Raw genomic sequence first — 19,658 nt, 5'->3', positions numbered from 1 at the left:
TAAATTCTATAATTTTGACCACTTGAAGTAAAGTCTGCGTATGGCCAAATACCAATTATTACTGCCGAAAATGGGGGAAAGCGTTGCGGAAGCAACGGTAATCAAATGGACCAAAAGTCTTGGGGATTACATCGAGATTGATGAAGCAGTGATGGAAATTGCGACCGACAAGGTCGATTCTGAAGTGCCATCTCCTGTAGCGGGCAAACTTATTGAACAGCTTTACAAGGAAGATGATGTAGTACAGGTAGGTACAGCCATTGCCGTTATAGAAACCGATCCTGGCAATGAGATAGAACCGGGTTCGGCACAACAACTACCTGTTGCAGTTGATCCTTTGTCATCTACACCTCAGGAGACAAAAGCAGAGGACAATCCGGTAGTATCAAAGATACCCGGATTAAGTCAGCTTGAGACGAATAAGAGCAATGCTGCTGAAGCAGAAGTACCGAAAGCATCAGGCGGCAAGTTTGAAAATCGATTTTATTCTCCGCTAGTAAAAAGCATAGCAGTACAGGAAGGAATTAATACTGCCGAACTTGACAGTATACCAGGCACTGGCGCTGAAGGCCGCCTGACCAAAGATGATCTGCTTAAATATTTAGAACATAGAACGGCTGGTAGTTCACCCAAACCAGCTGCACTACCAAAGCCTGTCGAACAAGACACTCCAGCGCAAATACAAGAACCTGAGCAAGCTAAAGCAGCTGTCAAACAGCAAGCAGCGCCGGAAGCTGCAATACCGGCGTCTAAACCTGCTGTATCCGTTTCAGGTGGCGATGAAATAATAGAGATGGACCGTATGCGTAAATTGATAGCTGACCATATGGTTTACAGCAAGCATACTTCGCCACATGTAACCTCCTTTGTGGAAGTTGACGTTACGGAGTTAGTAGAGTGGCGCGATAAGGTAAAGGGGCCGTTTGAAAAACGTGAAGGACAAAAACTCACCCTAACACCAATTTTTATAGAAGCGGTAGTTAAAGCTATCATTGACATGCCGATGATCAATATTTCTGTAAGCGGAACACAGATCGTCAAGAAAAAGAATATCAACATCAGCATGGCTACAGCTTTGCCAAATGGGAATTTGATTGTACCAGTTATAAAAAGGGCTGATGAACTGAGTTTGCTTGGTCTGGCAAAATCGGTAAATGACCTTGCAAACCGTGCACGCATTGGCAAGCTTTTACCTGATGATGTGAAGGACGGCACATTCACCATAACCAATGTTGGTACTTTCGGGAATGTGATGGGTACGCCTATTATTAATCAACCGCAGGTAGCTATCCTAGCCGTTGGTGCTATTAAAAAGAAACCTGCCGTTATTGAAACACCACAAGGTGATGCAATTGGAATAAGACATATGATGTTCTTGTCCTTGTCTTACGACCACCGCGTTGTAGACGGAATGTTAGGTGGGAGGTTTGTCAGAAAAGTTGGGGATTACCTGGAGAAATGGGACATCAACCGAACGATATAGTTAATTAAATGTGATTTCTTTCTAAAAACAAAAGGCCCAATTTGGGCCTTTTGTTTTCAATCGTCCGGAGTATCTACTAAAAACTCCGTTTTCGCATTTATGCCGAGGCTAAGCTGACCCCTGTTAGCTGATCGGCAAAGGCTACGAATGCCTTGTTGTCTGATATACGCTGTTGATTGTCGATCAGTTTTTGCAAATTGATTTTTCCTGTGACAAACTTATAATCACCTGAATAAAAGCGCTCTTTTATATGAATAAATTCGAGCGCATTAACCAACTCTTCATCTTCATAACGTAAGTAGATGTTTAGTTCTACGTTGTTGGTAAAGTTTAAGTCGCGTACGGCTTTTGCTTTTTTGTATTCGTAGGCATAATCGTAACGCAATGCTGCAATGTCTGACAATACAGCCGAGCCGGTTGGATGCCCCCCTGCGCCTTTGCCGAAAAAGAATTGCTGATCGGCAAATGCAGCCTGTACAGTAACACCATTATATTCGTATTCCACGTTATAAAGGAACTCGCTTTCGGTAACAAATTTTGGCAATACAAACATTGCTACATGCCGTGCATCAAGCTCCTTAGCAACTGGTACGAGTTTAATCTTCAGGTTTTTTTCGCGGGCGTATTGGATATCGTTAGCAGAAAGGTTTTGTATCCCTATGTTAAGCACATCTTTAGGGTCTACAATCACACCATAAGCATGCGAAGCTGCAATAATGAGCTTGAATTTAGCATCAAAGCCACCAACGTCCATCGTTGGGTCCGTCTCTGCAAAGCCAAGGTCTTGTGCCTGCTTTAATGCCGAATCATAATCCAGGTTTTCCAAAAAACCCTTAGAAAGGATGTAATTAGATGATCCATTGAAAATGCCACTAATAGAGTGCAACAGTTCGTTGTCGTAGTATTCTTCAAGGTTGCGAATAATCGGTATACTACCGCAAACTGCACCTTCATAAAGCAGGGACGTACCATGCTTATGTTGAAGTTCAATAAGCTCGTTCAGGTAAGTAGCAATCATTTTCTTACTTGCAGAAACCACGTTCTTACCAGAGCTAAGTGCACGCGAAACAATTTCAAATGCTGCTTCGGTATCGTTTATCAACTCTACAATTGTATTTATCTCGGGGTTATTAAGTATCTCGTCACGGTCGGTTGTGAATAGCTCCTCCGGAAGTGTACGCTGTTTATTAGGATCTTTTATAGCGATCTTAACAATTTCGAGGTTGAGGTTTTTGGTACGGATAATATCATATAGTCCCTGGCCTACAACTCCGAAACCGAAGAGGCCAATATTTAATTTCTTACTCATTAAGCTATCTTTTGCAATTCTATTATTTTTCCTTTAACGTCCGTCTTAAAAAAAGACGTGATTATTTTTGTTAGTAGTTCTGTTTCAATTAAAAATCCATCGTGGCCATAAAAAGAATCCAGTTCAGCGAAAGCTGACTTTGGAATATGTCTGAATAGATATTGCTGCTCTTCTATAGGAAACAACATGTCCGTTTTGATGCCTATGACCAGAGTACGGGCTTTTATCAGGCTCAGCGCTTTCTCGACACTACCTCTGCCACGACCAACATTGTGCGAATCCATAGCTTTGGTAAGGTACCAGTAGCTATATGCATTAAAGCGATTCACAAGTTTTTGTCCCTGGTAGTTTTGATAAGATGATGCTTTAAAGTCACTTAAAAGCGTGCTATCCTCTTCCTGCTGGGTAATGTCGTAGGTTTTATAACCACGGTAGGATAGGAGTGCTATACTGCGAGCGGCTTTCAAGCCCTTAGCACCACCATCCGGCGCTCCGGCGTAGAAAGTACGATCAGCAGTGATTGCCAGGCGTTGAGATTCGTTAAAAGCAATACCCCAGGGTGAATGGCGCGCATTAGTGGCAATAAGTATCAAATTCTTAATACGTTCAGGCTCAATTATGCTCCACTCCATAGCTTGCTGCCCTCCAAGCGAACCGCCGATCAGTATCTCTATAGCTGATATTTCCAGGCAATCTGCAAGGAGTTGGTGCGCTCTCGCCAGATCTCGAGTGGTAAATTCAGGAAAAGCAAGGTAATAAGGCTGACCTGTTATCGGGTTTATAGTAAGCGGATTATCGGAGCCATAGGGTGAACCGATAATGTTTGCACACACTATAAAGTGCTCATCTGGATTAAAGTGGTCATTTTCTCCGAAGAGGCCGTTCCACCAGTCAAATACGTCAGAGTTTGCAGTTAAAGCGTGGCATACCCATATTACATTATCAGCTTTTTTGTTTAAAGTACCGTAGGTATGATAGCCTATTTGCAGACCCTTTAACTTGCGGCCATTTTCAAATTCAAATGTGCCTGTGTATTTAAAAGTTTGTAAACTCATTTCTTTTTTATCGTTACCGCGGGAGCAACTTATTTGGTTGCTCCCTGATAACATCACTTAAAAACTAAAAAAACTAAAATCGTTATGCGAGTTCAGGTTGCTCTATTTTAGCAAATGCCTGTTCAAAATCTGCCTTTATATCATCAATATGTTCTATTCCCACAGCTACCCTAAGCCCTGCCGGTGTTACACCAGCTGCGGCTTGCTCGGCTTCGCTTAGTTGCTGGTGAGTTGTAGCCGATGGCTGGATAATTAATGTTTTAGCATCGCCTACGTTGGCTAAGTGGCTTACAAGCTTAAGGTTGTCGATTACTTTGGAAGCAAGCTCTTTATTACCTTTGATTTCAAATGACAGTACGGCGCCAAAACCATTTTTAAGATATTTCTTTGCCAATGTGTGTTGAAGTGATGACTCCAGACCTGGGTAGTTGACTTTAGCAACCAGCGGATGTTGCTCCAGCCACTTAGCTAGTTCCAGTGCATTGTCTACGTGACGCTGCACACGTAAAGAAAGCGTCTCCAGCCCTTGTATATTAAGCCAGGCGTTAAAAGGGGATTGTGACGGACCGAAATCTCTCAATCCCTCTACGCGAGCTCTGATAATAAATTGTATGTTCCCAAAAGGACCATTAACACCAAATACATCAGCAAACACCAAACCATGATAACCTTCTGCAGGTTCGGTAAACTGCGGGAATTTACCATTACCCCAGTTGTAATTGCCGCCGTCGATTATAGCTCCGCCAATGCTGGTACCATGGCCATTCACCCATTTAGTGGTCGATTCTACAACCACGTGCGCCCCGTGCTGCAACGGGCGAAACAGGTACCCCCCCGCGCCGAATGTATTATCGACTATAAGTGGTAGCTCGTGTTTATTTGCCAACTTGCCAACCTCTTCAAAGTCGGGAATGTTAAATCCTGGGTTGCCGATGGTTTCTACGTAAATTGCTTTTGTTTTATCATCTATGTGCTTTTTTAAAGCCTCAGCAGTGTCGCTTTCGGCAAACCTAACCTCTATTCCAAGGCGCTTAAAAGCAACTTTAAATTGATTATAAGTGCCACCATAAAGAAAAGGAGAGGTAACAAAGTTATCACCAGCCTGTAATATGTTATTCAAAGCAATAAACTGCGCCGCCTGGCCCGAGGCTGTTGCCAGTGCAGCAACACCACCTTCTAAAGCTGCAATGCGTTTTTCAAACACATCAGTGGTGGGGTTCATCAAACGGCTATATATATTCCCAAATTCCTTTAAGGCAAAGAGGTTTGCACCATGCTCGGCACTGTTAAAAACGTACGATGTGGTCTGGTAAAGAGGGACAGCGCGAGCACCTGTAGTGGCATCAACTTCCTGTCCGGCATGTAGTTGTAAAGTTTCGAATTTTAAGCTTGACATGTTCTGTAGATTTTAAGGATTTTGTTGAAATATTACGATTGAGGCGCAGGATAAGGTATCCTGCTTTTCACGTTTCTTCAGAAATAAAAGGGACGTGTGTTTACCGGCTAGCAGCAGCAACACATATAAATACAGCCATTTATATGGTTGTATGCAGAACGGTTAACCGTTTGTGATTGCTTATTATTGTGCTGGAAGTGGATCGTACTTTTCATGATTAAAAATTTATATCCCCCGGGGTTATTTTCCGGGACAGGAATTGGCACCTTCTCCATTCCGGAGGGTTGCCAGCGGTTCTTTGAGCCTGATCTCTCGCCGCTTCTTTATAAACCAAAATCCTTTTGAGGGGAATTGATCAAGGTATCGCTACCAAATAATGTTCCAAATATATGGCGATATAATTTTACTATCCAAATAATATTTCAATTTTATTGTCATATCATAAATATTACTTACCTGTACATGCCTCAATGAGAATCAATTTTTAGCTACTGCCAGAAGTAGTAAACTAAATTGCTATCTTCTGAAAGCAAAATTATATACCACCCGCAGACCTACTATCACCCTGGTATAGTCTGGATCGGCCCGCAACTTTATTGCATCTGCCCTGAGGCTTATTTCGATGTTTTTCCTGTTGTTGATTGTAGGCTCGTAAGCTAACGCAAACGACGGGTAAACCCCTGCAACAACATCGTCACTGCCTGCCACAAAATACCCCATAGCTCCCAGCTTAAGGCTGATGCTATTTGTTATATAGTATTTTGCAGCTAATCCGGCGTACAAAATATCCGCTTTGCGGGTAATGTAAATGGCATTGTTAATTGTGTAGGTATGGTTTGTTTCAGCATTAAGTCGTTCGTACCCAATGGCGGGTACAAGCCCCAATTTATCGTTTAAACGAATACTGCCCTGAGCTATAGCGCCCCATCCAATTTTAAACCCTGCAGCTAAAGGCTGATTTACGCCTGCACCCAAGCCGAACGAGCTCTTCATTTGAGCGGATGCTACGGTATACATCAACACCGATAAAACACCAGTTATAATAGTAATTTTCATGCTTCAAACTTGTTTACTAAAAGTCAATCAGGTATTAACATGCTATAAACATTTGGTGAATTTGCGTTGTGTTGAATACATAAATAGCGCGTAGCAACTGTTTAACATACCGCCATTAACCTAAAGCTTGCTCCAGATCAGCAATAAGGTCATCTATATGCTCAAGTCCTGGGGATACTCTCAACAAGTTAAAAGGAGTCTTGGTATCAGGACCTTCAACGGATGCACGGTGTTCTATTAAGCTTTCCACACCACCAAGACTAGTAGCCTGGGTGAATAGTTTAAGGGTGTTTATTACCCTTCGCGCTTCTGGCTCGCCACCTTTAACCGTAAAGGAGAACATTGCGCCAAAAGCAGTCATTTGCCCTTTTGCTATTTCATGTTGGGGGTGTGATGGCAGGCCTGGGTATAGTACCTGTTCTACTTTAGGATGTTTTTCCAAATAAGCTGTAAGTAACTGCGCATTTGCAACATGCCCACGAACACGGTATGGCAGTGTTTTTATGCTGCGAGTAAGATAGTAACAATCCATAGGCGAGGGGATAGCGCCACCCATGGTTTGTACGTTGCGTATCTTCTCCCACCATTCATTCTTCTCTGCGGTAATCAGCGCTCCGCCCATCAAATCGCTGTGCCCACCAAAGTATTTCGTTGTAGAGTGCATTACCAAATCTGCGCCTAAAGCTAATGGCAGCTGGCAAACCGGCGTTGCAAAAGTATTGTCACAAACCACCTTAATGCCGTGTTCTTTAGCTATTGCAACAGCTTGTTTAATATCTGTAACCTTTAACAATGGGTTAGAGGGCGTCTCCAGCCATATAACACCTGTATTTGGCTTTATGTATGACCTTAAAACCCCTTGATCATTTACGTCAACGAAATCAAACTCCAATATCCCTGCAAAAAGTGTTTTAAGTTGATTACGAAGCCCATGATACATATCATCAGGGGCAATAATGTGGGTACTAGGTTCCAACGCCTGAAACACCGACATTCCCGCTGCGTTACCGGAAGAAAAAGCTGCAGCCTCTATACCGCCCTCCAGTTTCGCTAATACGTTCTCCAGTAAAGCACGGTTAGGGTTTGATGCACGGCTGTACATGTGCCCGCCCGGGTAACCGCCCTCCTGGCCGCGTTGAAAAGTCGTAGCCATTATAATAGGCTGTACTACAGCTTTTGATGTTTCATCTATATGGTTTCCTGCGTGTATCGCTATAGTTTCCAGATTCATATTCAACATTATTACTGCCGCCAAAATAAAAAGAAATATCCAGCAATGTTGTAGCGTTATTCATATCCACAACGTAATTACCTCAAGACATCAAACCCCTAAACTGATGAAATACCTTTACACAATTGTACTATTGACAATATTTAGCCTTTCTGCCTGCAAAAAGGAAGGTATTAACACAGATCTGGATCAAAGTCTCGAGGCATGGTCAGATTTTAAGTCCTCATCTAACAATACCTACTCTTATATTGCGTACTTCGGCTCCTGGACAGGTTTCCATGCAGAAACAAAGCTGACAGTTGTAAACGGTAAGGTAAATCTGCGCGAATATAAATCAGGTCATTACAAGCCAAATACAAATGAACTGGTGGTAGAAAATAGCTGGACAGAAAGCGGCGCTACATTAAACACCCACACCGACGGGCACCCATTACTCACCATAGATGAAGTGTATACCAAAGCTAAGCACGAATGGCTTAATGTCGACAAAAAGCAAAATGATATCTACTTCGAAGCTGAAAACAACGGTGTTATTTCATCCGCAGGCTATGTGCCAAAAAACTGTGCTGACGATTGTTTTACCGGTATTAAAATAAAAGAAATCAAGGTGTTTGTGAAAGAGATCAAGTAGCCATATAAGGACATTTTGCCGTTCCAAAACCTTCAATTTCCACACTTTTTAGTAGAAGAAAAATGGTTTGGGAGAAACGCTGCAAGGCGGCGCATTAAAATTATCTACTTTGGAAAAATACCAGGATTTGCTAGGTTCGATAAAGGTCACCCCGCGTGAGGTTATCCGATTTGGTAAACTGACCGTCATTTTAGATGTTCAAACACCAATGGCTTAAATTGACTTTGCCCCATACCCACGCTTTTTGCTACATTTGCCTAAATTATTTTGTTAAATGGAAGCACCAGAAGCCCTCCAGGTGTTGATAAACAACCCGCAGCTTTCACCCGAACTCAAGGCCATCGCTCAAAAGGTTCTTCAAAAAGAACGCATAACTTTTAACGAATGCGTACTGCTCTACGAAACAGCAGAACTTGGTTACCTCGGCGTTTTAGCCAACTACATACGCGAACAAAAACACGGCGATAAAACTTACTTTAACCGTAACTTCCACATCGAACCAACAAATTTGTGCGTATACGATTGTAAGTTTTGCTCTTACTCGCGACTGATTAAACAGCGTGGCGAAGGGTGGGAGTACACCATGGAAGAAATGCTGGACATTGTAAAGAAATACGATGATCAACCTGTTACAGAGGTACATATTGTGGGTGGCGTATTGCCTCAGTATGACGTTCCCTTTTATGCCGAACTATTTAGCCGGATCAAGGCGCATCGTCCCGAGTTGCATGTAAAGGCGCTTACTCCGGTAGAATATCACTATATATTCAAGAAAGCGAAGCTGGACTATGCTACCGGCATGAAGCTTATGAAGGATGCCGGGCTGGAATCAATGCCGGGCGGAGGAGCCGAAATATTTCACCCGGAGGTGCGTGACAAAATTGCCAAAGACAAGTGTACAGGCGACCAGTGGTTGGCCATACACGAGGAATGGCATAAGCTGGGGATGCGCTCAAACGCTACCATGCTTTACGGCCATATAGAAGAATACTGTCACAGGGTTGACCACATGGAGCGCCTGCGCGAGCTACAGGACCGTACCGGCGGATTTCAAACCTTTATACCGCTTAAGTTCCGTAATCAAGACAATCAGATGAGCAACGTGCCGGAATCCACAGTAGTGGAAGACCTGCGCAACTACGCCATAGCACGTATCTACCTGGACAATTTTGACCATGTAAAAGCTTACTGGGCTATGATCAGCCGGACAACGGCACAGCTTTCACTTAATTTTGGTGTGGATGATATTGATGGTACGCTGGATGATACCACCAAAATATACTCTATGGCAGGTGCGGAGGAACAACATCCTGCTATGAGTACCAGGCAATTGGTAGAGTTAATAAAAAATGCAGGACGGCACCCGATAGAACGGGATACGCTGTACAACGTAGTAACTGATTATAAAGATCATCAGTTTGAGGAACAGGAAAAACCCCGCTACTACAAACTGCCGGTAATCAATTAAGCTAAAAGCAGAATGAATAAAGCTTAAAGTGGAATAATTCTGAAGCTTGGCCTTCTGCATCTAACAAAATGATAAAGACGCTATACATAGTACGCCACGGACAAACCGAACTTAACAGACAAGGCATAGTACAGGGCCGCGGCCGCGATACTGATCTTAACGAGGAGGGGCGGGCCCAAGCGCATCAGTTTTATGATGCTTATAAGGATGTACCTTTTGATAAGATATACATATCTAAGCTGAAGCGTACGCAGCAAAGCATACAGCCCTTTATTGATGCAGGCATCCCTTACGAAAAGCTGGAGGGACTTGACGAGTTGGCCTGGGGTAAATACGAGGGGCAACCCGCAAGCCCTGAAACAAAAGGTGCTTTTCTTGACTTAATGCGGGCGTGGGTAAGCGGCGACCTCGACGTTAAGTTTGAAGGTGGCGAAAGTCCCAACGAAGTTGAGATTCGTCAGCGGGAGGCCTTGAAGGTTATCATGAGCCATCCCGAAGAAAAAACGGTTTTGATATGTATGCACGGCCGTGCTTTGCGTTTGCTGCTATGCGTACTTACCGGCAAGCCGCTTACCGAGATGGACAGCTTTCCCCATCAAAATCTCGTACTTTATAAAGTTGCCTTTGATGGTGAAAGATACGAGATCATCGATTTCAACAACGCTCAACATTTAAAGAATTCAGAACAGATACGTGAGAAAGATCAGAATATCCGCCGTTAGTTATACCAACACAAAACCTTTCTTATACGGACTACAGCGCTCGGCCATAATGGACAGGATAGACCTGAGCCTTGATATGCCATCGGACTGTGCTCAAAAACTAATTGATGACAAAGCCGATATCGGCCTTATACCCGTGGCGGCTACACTCAGCCTGCCTCAGTGGGAAATTGTCTCGGCTTATTGTATAGGCGCGGTTGGCCCGGTAAACTCGGTATTCATCTTTAGCAACTGCGACATCAGGGAAGCTGCCCGTGTTCAGTTAGACCCGCAGTCACGCAGTTCTAACAACCTCGCGAAAGTGCTGTTAAAGAACTATTGGAAAGTATCGCCGGAACTGATTATTGATGCCGCAGACTATGCGGAGCCTACTGATGAGCGTACTGCCTTTGTACAAATTGGCGACCGCACCTTTGGTAAAACAGACCAATATCCGTTTGTATATGACCTTGCCGAAGAGTGGCAGAAGTTTACGGGCTTGCCGATGGTATTTGCTGCCTGGATAGCCAACAAACCTATCCCTGACGACTTCATGAAAGATTTCGATGCAGCATTAAAGTACGGACTTAATCATCGTAAAGAGCTGCTGCAAGAACTTCCACAACGTACAGATTTCGACCTGGAGGACTACCTCATGCACCGACTGGACTTTGATCTTACTGAAGATAAAAGGAAAGCCTTGTACTTATTTTTAGATTATATAAAAGCGTTGTAAGATTAACTATGCAAAGCTCAATGCTATCAGGTGGAAGTAGCCATATCCGTTATGGACATTACAGATACCCGCGGATGTTAAATGTTGTTTGTCCTGGATGTCTGAATAAAGCAGCACTTGTCCATACTAAAGCACCTGCAAGCTTTGAACACTTTTCAGATACTGATTTTAGAGAAAATTTTTGGCAGTTTTCATGTCACAGTTGCCTGAAAGAAACTATATGCGATTGGACCGCAACGAAAGAATATAGCTTAAGATTTGTGGTTGATGTAAGAGGCTTGACAGTTTGGGCCTGGAATGAAAATCATTTTACATATCTGATCTCGGTATTTTCCGGGAATGAGTTAAAAGATAGTCCTTGGGCTACTTTCAAAACGTACGTTCCCAAAACTTGGCTTCTTAAATTAAAAGGTAAATCGGCCATTAGTAAGCTGAATAAACTCCTACAACACGATTGAGCTAGTATCTCACAATAAAGTTATCATACAATAACCTGAGTATCACTATCTCTTTACTTCAAATAAGCCGCTATTAGTAAAGCAGAACAAGTTTAAAAGATCACTCTATTACGAAGCCGTCTTCAATAGACAAAACCACTCTAGCTGGTAACGAATACCTCAAATTACAAGCATTCTGCAAATTTTTAAAACCATATTTACTTAAAGGCATTCCCTTTTAAAAGGTAAATATGATCTCAAATACAACTCTCAAAAATCAGGTTGCCATTGTTACCGGTGCAGATAGCGGCATTGGTAAAGGCATAGCTATTGCTTTGGCGGCAGCAGGCGCAAAAGTATTGGTTAACTACGTTCATAATCAAGAATCTGCAAACGAAGTTTTAGCGCAAATTGAGCAAGCTGGCGGGGAAGCTTTCGTCTTTCAGGCTGATGTAAGCCAGGAACCGGAGGTACTAAAGATGTTTGCTGCTGCTAAAGATAAATACGGCAATGTAGATATACTGGTAAATAATGCCGGTTTGCAGAAGGACGCCAAGCTGGTAGATATGACACTTGACGAATGGAATAAGGTTATTAGTGTGAACCTAACCGGCCAGTTCCTGTGCGCACGTGAAGCTGCTCGCGAGTTTATAAAAAAGGGCGTGGTAGAAGGGGTGAGCAAAGCAGCAGGAAAGATCATATGCATAAGCAGCGTTCATGAGGTTATTCCATGGGCTGGCCACGTAAACTATGCAGCCAGCAAAGGCGGTATAAGCCTGATGATGAAGAGCATGGCGCAGGAACTTGCCCCACATAAAATAAGGGTAGTGGGTATTGGGCCGGGCGCTATACAAACACCGATAAATAAGGAGGCTTGGGATACACCAGAAGCACTCAATAAATTATTGGAACTAATACCTTATGGCCGTATAGGCAAGCCGGAAGATATCGGCAACCTTGCTGTTTGGCTCGCTTCAGACCAGTCGGACTACATTACAGGCACCACTATATTCATGGACGGCGGGATGACCTTATATCCCGGCTTTGCAGATAATGGTTGAAATACTCCAACGTGTCAGTATAATGTAATAAACATCAACTAAACAGGTAATAGATTTACTTAGTGTATATTTTACAATAAGGATGAGTACATTTCATTAGCATATTGTAAAATATACACTAACTATCACCTTTAATTTTAAAAAATTTTCATTTAGATAGGTTTTGTTGTGAAAATATCTTAAAAGTACGCAGTTATTTGGAAATTCCTCAACGCAGGTGTAAATTTGTTGCAGAAATTAAAAAGTAAAAGACATATGAAAAAGATATTTTTAACCATCGCAACTGCTGCACTGTTCACCGTTAACTCATTCGCTGCTAACACTGCTGCTACAACTAACGAAGGCGATAATGCAACTTACGCTGCCATTACTAAATTCAACACCGATTTTGTTAAAGCTGAAAACGTGACCTGGAAAGTTACAGGTAACTTCCAGAAAGCTACTTTCACTATCGACGGTAATCAAATGTCAGCTTTCTACAGCCTGCGTGGCGAATTGCTTGGTACAACACAAACTGTACAATACAAAGCTCTTCCAGAAAAAGCTAAAAAAGAAATCGCAGCTAAATACGAAGGCTACTTTGCTAAAGAAGTAATCAAATACGAAACCGGCGAAGATAACAGCTTTGAGAACACAGTGTACTTTGTTGACCTTAAGAAAGGTACCGACGAGTTCTTGTTGAAAGTTACTCCATCATCAAACGTAGCTTTTTTCCAGGCTGTAAAATAATCCTGTAATCCACAAAATTGTTATAGGCAAAGGCCGCTCTTTACAGGGCGGCTTTTGTTGTTTAAATGCCTAATTTACATTTTCTTAACGCCCGGAAAATATTTTACTTGGATATTAATAATTTTATATATTTGATGTAGATAGTTGTACATTCCATACTTGATCTATAAACCATTATACTCAGTTGAATTACTTACTGATCATTTAACAAAATTTTAATCCATTAATTTATTATTTATGAAAACTGGAAAAGTAAAATGGTTCAACACACAAAAAGGCTATGGCTTTATAGTTACTGAAGATGGTAAGGACCTGTTTGTACACTTCAAAGATGTGCAGGGCGGTGTTAACGCAATTAAAGACAACGATACTGTAGAGTATGATGTTGAGGACGGCAGAAAAGGATTACAGGCTGTAAACGTTAAAAAAGTTTAATCAGACATAATTAAAATATAAAAGCCCCTGCATGCAGCAGGGGCTTTTTTGTGCAGAAAAATTAGGCTGCATTATCAGCAATATCTACATTAGCCCAACTAATATTTTCTTTGTTGACATTATGACGCAAGCCCCTTCAGCAAAAATCACCAAAAACGCGCTCTTCCTGGTTATAGTAGCCTCGCTGGGTTACTTTGTGGATATATATGACTTGCTGGTATTTGCCATTGTACGCAAAGCCAGCTTTCATGATATCGGTATACCCGACGCAGACATGCGGGTACAGGGAGAATTTGTGATCAATTGTCAAATGTTTGGTTTGCTATTGGGCGGTATTTTGTGGGGCATTATAGGGGATAAGTACGGCCGCATAAAAGTGCTGTTCGGGTCTATATTGCTCTACTCTGTTGCCAATTTCGCCAATGGTTTTGTGCACGATGTTAATACCTATGCAACCATTCGCTTCATAGCAGGTATTGGTTTGGCGGGGGAGCTGGGTGCCGGCATAACGCTGGTAAGCGAAACTTTGAGTAAAGAGAACCGTGGCTACGGAACCATGATAGTGGCTGTTGTAGGTTTATTTGGCGCTACAGCCGCTAATTTGGCAGCTAAGCATGGCTGGCAAAATGCATACTTTATTGGCGGTGGGTTAGGCGTACTATTGTTGCTGCTACGTATAGGTACGTTTGAATCGGGCATGTACAAAAATGTGGCAGACAGCAAAGTATCTAAGGGCAATATGCTTATGCTATTTACCAATAGAAAACGCTTCTTTAAATACCTTAATTGTATACTCATCGGTATGCCATTGTGGTTTGTGGTGGGCATACTCATCACCCAATCACCGGAATTTGGCCGTGAGCTTGGTGCTAAGGAGCCGTTGAATGCGGGAGATGGTATTATGTATTCTTACATCGGTATTTCCATAGGAGACCTTTTCGCCGGCATATTTGCACAGCTAACACGCTCGCGCAGGCTTACTATGCTGGTGTTTCAGGTGCTGTCTTTAATCAGCGTTATCCTTTATCTCAACGCGTACGGCATTACCGAAAAGCAATTTATCTGGCTGTGCCTGTTTATGGGCTTCTCTGTAGGGTATTGGGCAACATTTGTCACCATCGCTTCCGAGCAGTTCGGCACCAACATCAGGTCTACGGTTACTACCACGGTGCCCAACTTTGTCCGTGGCGCGCTTATTCCCATAACTCTAATCTTCGAATGGTTTGTGCGGTACTTTACCGCACATGGCGGTAAAGATTCCAGTATAATAAAAGCAGGGTACGTGATGATGTTCATCGTAACAGCCGTTGCATTATTTTCTTTGAGCCGCCTTAAGGAGAGCTTTGGCAAGGATCTCAATTACGTCGAGGACGAAGCATCGACTGCTTAGGCTGATTGACGCACTTCGAAGGCGTACCTGCGGGATAATTCTTTTTTTGATTATCGGCTAAATAGTTCACAACTTTGCCTGCTTGACATTGTTTGTATAAGATCAGCTATCCGGTTGATCATAACTAACCTCATATGCCTACTAAAGAGCAAATAGCCGAAGATTACCGCCTAATTCAGGACGAAATATGTGCAGCACTTGAAGCTGCCGACGGACTGGCCAAGTTTGAAGAAGAACTTTGGGAGCGCGATGGTGGCGGTGGCGGCCGCACCCGGGTTATACAAAATGGTAATGTTTTGGAAAAAGGCGGAGTTAATTTTTCGGCAGTTGAAGGTAAGCTGCCAGCCTCGGTACAAAAGGCGCTTAACGTACCACATGATAACTTTTTTGCCACAGGGGTATCAATTGTAATACATCCTAACCATCCGTTGGTACCCATCATTCACATGAATATACGGTACTTCGAGATGCCCGCTGAGGACGGCGACGCTCCTGTGAGATGGTTTGGCGGCGGTATAGATCTTACCCCACATTATGTGTTTGATGAAGATGCGCGTTTTTTCCACCAGCAGTTAAAGGACGTATGCGACAGGTTCAATACCGAATTTTATCACAGATTTAAAGTTTGGGCGGATGACTACTTTTTCATAAAACACCGGGAGGAGACACGCGGCATCGGTGGTATTTTTTACGATCGCCTTACAGCCAATGATGAAATAAGCTGGGAAACCATCTTTGAGTTTTCCAAAGCGCTTGGCCGGTCGTTCATCCCGACTTATGTTGAGTTAATAAACCGCAACCGCAGCAAGCAGTTTACTCCGGCACAGCAACAATGGCAATACCTGCGGAGGGGCCGTTATGTGGAGTTTAACCTGGTGTATGATGCAGGCACTAAGTTCGGGCTGGAGACTAACGGGCGAATAGAATCGATACTGATGAGTTTACCACCAACATCCAAGTGGCCGTATAACTTTCAGCCTGAAGAAGGCAGCGAAGAAGCAAGAACGTTATCGTTATTAAAAAAGGGTATCAATTGGGTTTAGATAAGAAAATACTCCGCAAGAATGGTGCTACAATAATAGTATACATTTTTCTGGCATATACAGCATTGTTAATTTAAAGACAAGTCAGTACAAGGTACTATACTTTTAAGCTCTGCCCTGATTTTTATTATAACTACTTTTGTTATGATAGTCAGATGGTATCAAAGTTATATGAAAGATGAAATGGCTGCCGCTTATAGTTACGGCCTATTGATACTGCCTTCACTAACAATTTTCATTATAGCAGTTTTATTTGTTTTGCTTTCAATCCAATGTTAAAAAGATATACAGCATGTTTTGTAGCGGCAATTAGTTTTTTATTTGCTTTTACAACTATTAAATCTTTCAAGGGCACTTACGAATACGCCGGAGGTATATACAACGGTAAACCCGAAAAAGCTTCTGCCGAATATAAATTACAGCGTGTGTATGGCAAGGCCGATTACCAGGGTACTTTTATAGCACCCGGTGAGGACACTATCATATACGAGAAGGGCGACTATAAACTATTACCCGACACCTGCCTGGAAACACAAACATTTAGTTCACAGCCTTCTAAATGGCTTAACACCACACTTCGTTATCAATATAGAATAAGCCATGACACACTTACTTTCAGCGGTAAACTGCCCAATGGCACAACAGTATTAGAATACTGGAAAAAAGTGAAGTAGCTGCATGTTGTTCCGGCCGCCTTTTAACCATGTTTTAAGTATAAACAGGTGGATAAAACATCCGATTGTTAGCAAAAAGTTACCCCTGCAAGCATATTAATTCTTACCTTCGCAGGTCGTGTAAAAACATCTATAACTAGCGACTTACTAATTATATTTCTCACTTAGAAACACAATGGCTGAAGAGACAGAAAACGATAGCGCTCACAGAGAAGACAGAATAATTTCGATAAACATTGATGAGGAAATGCGATCAGCTTACATCGATTATTCGATGTCGGTTATCGTATCAAGGGCGCTGCCCGATGTGCGCGACGGTTTAAAACCTGTGCACAGGCGTGTACTTTACGGCATGCTTGATCTGGGGCTTAGCAATAATAAACCTTATAAAAAATCTGCCCGTATAGTGGGAGAGGTACTTGGTAAGTACCACCCGCATGGTGACACCTCTGTATACGACGCGATGGTACGTATGGCGCAGGACTGGAGCTTAAGGTATCCGTTTGTAGAAGGCCAGGGAAACTATGGATCTATAGACGGCGACGAACCAGCGGCAATGCGTTACACCGAGGCAAGGCTCGAGAAGATTGCAGAAGAAATGCTTGCCGACATCAATAAAGATACTATTGATTTCCAGCTGAACTTTGACGACTCGCTGCAGGAGCCAACGGTTCTGCCAGCCAAGTTCCCTAACCTTCTGGTAAACGGTGCTTCGGGTATTGCGGTAGGTATGGCCACCAATATGGCGCCGCATAATCTCTCTGAAGTTATTGATGCAACTGTAGCGCTGATAGACAACCGTCAGATAGAGATCAGCGAATTGCTTAAGTACGTTAAAGGCCCTGATTTTCCTACAGGTGGTATCATCTACGGTTTTGAAGGCCCTCGTCAGGCGCTGGAAACGGGCCGGGGTCGTGTAGTGATCCGCGCCCGCGCCGAAATAGAAACCTACAATGGCGATCGCGAACGCATTATAGTTTCTGAAGTGCCTTACCAGGTTAACAAGGCGCTAATGATTGAGCGTACTGCCGAACTGGTTAACGAAAAGAAAATAGAAGGTATATCGGCCATTCGCGACGAAAGTAACCGCGAGGGTATACGGGTGGTTTACGAGATCAAGCGCGATGCTAACGCAGCTATCGTTCTTAACAACCTTTATAAATACACAGCGCTGCAAACATCTTTCAGCGTAAACAATATTGCACTTGTAGGTGGCAGGCCAATGCTGCTTAACCTGAAAGATCTTATACACCACTTTGTTGAGCACCGCCATGAGGTAGTTATCCGCCGTACCAAGTACGAGCTTTCTGAAGCTGAGAAACGTGCCCACATCCTGGAAGGTTTGCTTATAGCGCTGGATCATATAGAAGAGGTTATCCGCCTTATTCGTGCATCATCTACACCTGATGAAGCCCGTGAGGGTTTGATATCAAACTTTGGTTTAAGCGATATACAGGCACGAGCCATTCTTGATATGACCTTAAGAAGGTTAACCGGACTGGAGCGTGATAAAATTCGTGACGAGTACGATGCGCTGATGAAAACTATTGATTATTTGAAATCAATACTTGCTGACGAGGGTTTGCGTATGCAGATCATCAAAGATGAGTTGCTGGAGATAAAAGAAAAGTATGGCGACGAACGTAAGACCGAGATAGTTCACTCGTCTGCAGAAATGCAAACAGAAGACTTTATTGAGGATGAGGACGTTGTAATTACCATCTCACGTGAAGGATATATCAAACGTACTTCCCTTACCGAGTACCGCAGACAAGGAAGAGGTGGTAAAGGCGCTATCGGTAGTAACAGTCGCGATGCTGACTTTATAGAGCACTTGTTAATAGCATCTAACCACAATTACATGCTGTTCTTCACCGAGGCGGGTCGTTGTTTCTGGCTTAGGGTATTTGAAATTCCTGAAGGTACACGTACTTCTAAGGGCCGTGCCATACAGAACATTATCAACATACCAAAAGAGGAGAACATCAAGGCTTATATTAAACTGAAGAGCCTTAAAGATCAGGATTACCTTGATAATAACTTTATTATCATGTGTACCAGAAAAGGTGTCATCAAGAAAACATCCCTGGAGGCTTATTCACGCCCGCGTGCTAATGGCATAAATGCCATCAACATTAACGAGGGCGATTCTTTACTAGAGGCAACACTTACCACTGGCAGCAGCGAAATTGTTATGGCACTCCAATCTGGCAGGGCAATACGCTTCAATGAGTCTACCGTAAGGCCTATGGGCCGCACCGCAACAGGTGTGCGTGGCATAAGTTTAGACAGCGACAACGACGTTGTTGTAGGTATGATAGCCATTGATGATAAAGAGACTACTGTGTTGGTGGTATCTGAAAAAGGTTATGGAAAACGTACTGATATTGAAGATTACCGCGTTACTAACCGTGGTGGTAAAGGTGTCCGTACCTTAAACATAACTGAAAAAACTGGAAACCTTGTGGCCATAAAAGGTGTTACAGATAAGGAAGACCTGATGATCATCAACAAATCAGGTATCATTATCCGTATAGCTATGAATGAGCTGCGTGTTATGGGCCGTGCAACGCAAGGGGTAAGGTTAATAACATTAAAGGATAATGACGCAATAGCATCAGTTGCTAAAATAGAACACAGCGAGGAAGAAGCTTTAGAAGAAGCAATAGTAGCTGAGGCAGAAATGGATAAAGAAATAGCTTTGGAAACAGATGCCGATATTGAAGCAGGTACAGAAGATCTGCCTATTCGTCCGGATACAGAAATCGATACAGGTGAAGAAGGAGAGGAGCCGGCTGACGATTCAACAGAACAATAATAATT

General features: G+C 42.9%; 17 protein-coding genes and 1 riboswitch. Of the genes, 12 read left to right on the top strand and 5 right to left on the bottom strand.

Translation table 11 applies throughout. The annotated features are described in order from the left end of the window. The first annotated feature begins 40 nt into the window (after window positions 1-40). Window positions 41-1,483 (top strand): dihydrolipoamide acetyltransferase family protein, encoded by a 1,443-nt coding sequence (locus AC59GT_RS08225; protein ID WP_497237186.1) that lies wholly within the window; start codon window positions 41-43, stop codon window positions 1,481-1,483. A gap of 97 nt (window positions 1,484-1,580) precedes the next feature. Here AC59GT_RS08225 and AC59GT_RS08220 read toward each other — a convergent pair whose 3' ends face one another. The 5 genes from AC59GT_RS08220 to AC59GT_RS08200 form a co-directional block, all read right to left on the bottom strand. Then, window positions 1,581-2,792, bottom strand: coding sequence for a homoserine dehydrogenase (locus AC59GT_RS08220; RefSeq protein ID WP_497237185.1), 1,212 nt, complete (start codon window positions 2,790-2,792; stop codon window positions 1,581-1,583). Beyond that, the gene (locus AC59GT_RS08215) at window positions 2,792-3,847 is read right to left on the bottom strand and encodes a homoserine O-acetyltransferase family protein (RefSeq protein ID WP_497237184.1); all 1,056 of its coding nucleotides are present in this window, start codon (window positions 3,845-3,847) and stop codon (window positions 2,792-2,794) included. Before AC59GT_RS08215 ends, AC59GT_RS08220 begins: the two co-directional genes overlap by 1 nt. Window positions 3,848-3,929: 82 nt before the next feature. Continuing rightward, on the bottom strand, window positions 3,930-5,243 hold the full coding sequence (locus AC59GT_RS08210; protein ID WP_497237183.1) for an O-acetylhomoserine aminocarboxypropyltransferase/cysteine synthase family protein: 1,314 nt from the start codon (window positions 5,241-5,243) through the stop codon (window positions 3,930-3,932). Window positions 5,244-5,465: 222 nt separating this feature from the next. Next, window positions 5,466-5,575, bottom strand: a riboswitch (SAM riboswitch). 184 nt (window positions 5,576-5,759) lie between these two features. After that, on the bottom strand, window positions 5,760-6,299 hold the full coding sequence (locus AC59GT_RS08205; RefSeq protein ID WP_497237182.1) for a hypothetical protein: 540 nt from the start codon (window positions 6,297-6,299) through the stop codon (window positions 5,760-5,762). Between the two features lie 115 nt (window positions 6,300-6,414). Next, window positions 6,415-7,530, bottom strand: coding sequence for a trans-sulfuration enzyme family protein (locus AC59GT_RS08200; RefSeq protein ID WP_497237181.1), 1,116 nt, complete (start codon window positions 7,528-7,530; stop codon window positions 6,415-6,417). A 106-nt stretch (window positions 7,531-7,636) separates the two neighbouring features. On the opposite strand from AC59GT_RS08200, the gene AC59GT_RS08195 reads away from it, so the two are divergent. The 11 genes from AC59GT_RS08195 (at window position 7,637) to gyrA (ending at window position 19,653) form a co-directional block, all read left to right on the top strand. Then, entirely contained in the window at window positions 7,637-8,161 is a 525-nt protein-coding gene (locus AC59GT_RS08195) for a hypothetical protein (RefSeq protein ID WP_497237180.1), read from the top strand. Window positions 8,162-8,435: 274 nt separating this feature from the next. Next, window positions 8,436-9,629: an aminofutalosine synthase MqnE gene (gene mqnE, locus AC59GT_RS08190; protein ID WP_497237179.1), complete on the top strand. Its 1,194-nt coding sequence runs from the start codon at window positions 8,436-8,438 to the stop codon at window positions 9,627-9,629. A gap of 68 nt (window positions 9,630-9,697) precedes the next feature. After that, complete coding sequence (locus AC59GT_RS08185; RefSeq protein WP_497237178.1) at window positions 9,698-10,351, top strand: histidine phosphatase family protein; 654 nt, start codon at window positions 9,698-9,700, stop codon at window positions 10,349-10,351. Beyond that, window positions 10,323-11,066 (top strand): menaquinone biosynthetic enzyme MqnA/MqnD family protein, encoded by a 744-nt coding sequence (locus AC59GT_RS08180; protein WP_497237177.1) that lies wholly within the window; start codon window positions 10,323-10,325, stop codon window positions 11,064-11,066. The genes AC59GT_RS08185 and AC59GT_RS08180 overlap by 29 nt, the downstream gene beginning before the upstream one ends. 688 nt (window positions 11,067-11,754) lie before the next feature. Then, on the top strand, window positions 11,755-12,564 hold the full coding sequence (locus AC59GT_RS08175; RefSeq protein ID WP_497237176.1) for an SDR family oxidoreductase: 810 nt from the start codon (window positions 11,755-11,757) through the stop codon (window positions 12,562-12,564). 255 nt (window positions 12,565-12,819) lie between these two features. Further along, entirely contained in the window at window positions 12,820-13,293 is a 474-nt protein-coding gene (locus AC59GT_RS08170) for a hypothetical protein (RefSeq protein WP_497237175.1), read from the top strand. Window positions 13,294-13,530: 237 nt separating this feature from the next. After that, on the top strand, window positions 13,531-13,728 hold the full coding sequence (locus tag AC59GT_RS08165) for a cold-shock protein (protein WP_117381623.1): 198 nt from the start codon (window positions 13,531-13,533) through the stop codon (window positions 13,726-13,728). Between the two features lie 121 nt (window positions 13,729-13,849). After that, window positions 13,850-15,118: an MFS transporter gene (locus tag AC59GT_RS08160; RefSeq protein ID WP_497237604.1), complete on the top strand. Its 1,269-nt coding sequence runs from the start codon at window positions 13,850-13,852 to the stop codon at window positions 15,116-15,118. A gap of 134 nt (window positions 15,119-15,252) precedes the next feature. Further along, complete coding sequence (gene hemF, locus AC59GT_RS08155; RefSeq protein WP_497237174.1) at window positions 15,253-16,161, top strand: oxygen-dependent coproporphyrinogen oxidase; 909 nt, start codon at window positions 15,253-15,255, stop codon at window positions 16,159-16,161. Window positions 16,162-16,433: 272 nt separating this feature from the next. Then, window positions 16,434-16,835, top strand: a complete 402-nt coding sequence (locus AC59GT_RS08150; RefSeq protein WP_497237173.1) for a hypothetical protein — start codon at window positions 16,434-16,436, stop codon at window positions 16,833-16,835. A 175-nt stretch (window positions 16,836-17,010) separates the two neighbouring features. Continuing rightward, window positions 17,011-19,653 (top strand): DNA gyrase subunit A, encoded by a 2,643-nt coding sequence (gyrA, locus tag AC59GT_RS08145; protein WP_497237172.1) that lies wholly within the window; start codon window positions 17,011-17,013, stop codon window positions 19,651-19,653. Window positions 19,654-19,658 lie beyond the last annotated feature (5 nt).

Source organism: Mucilaginibacter sp. 320_HR, from assembly GCF_059691875.1.
The sequence above is the reverse complement of the archived record's forward strand: the minus strand, read 5'-3'. Positions and strand labels throughout refer to the sequence as shown.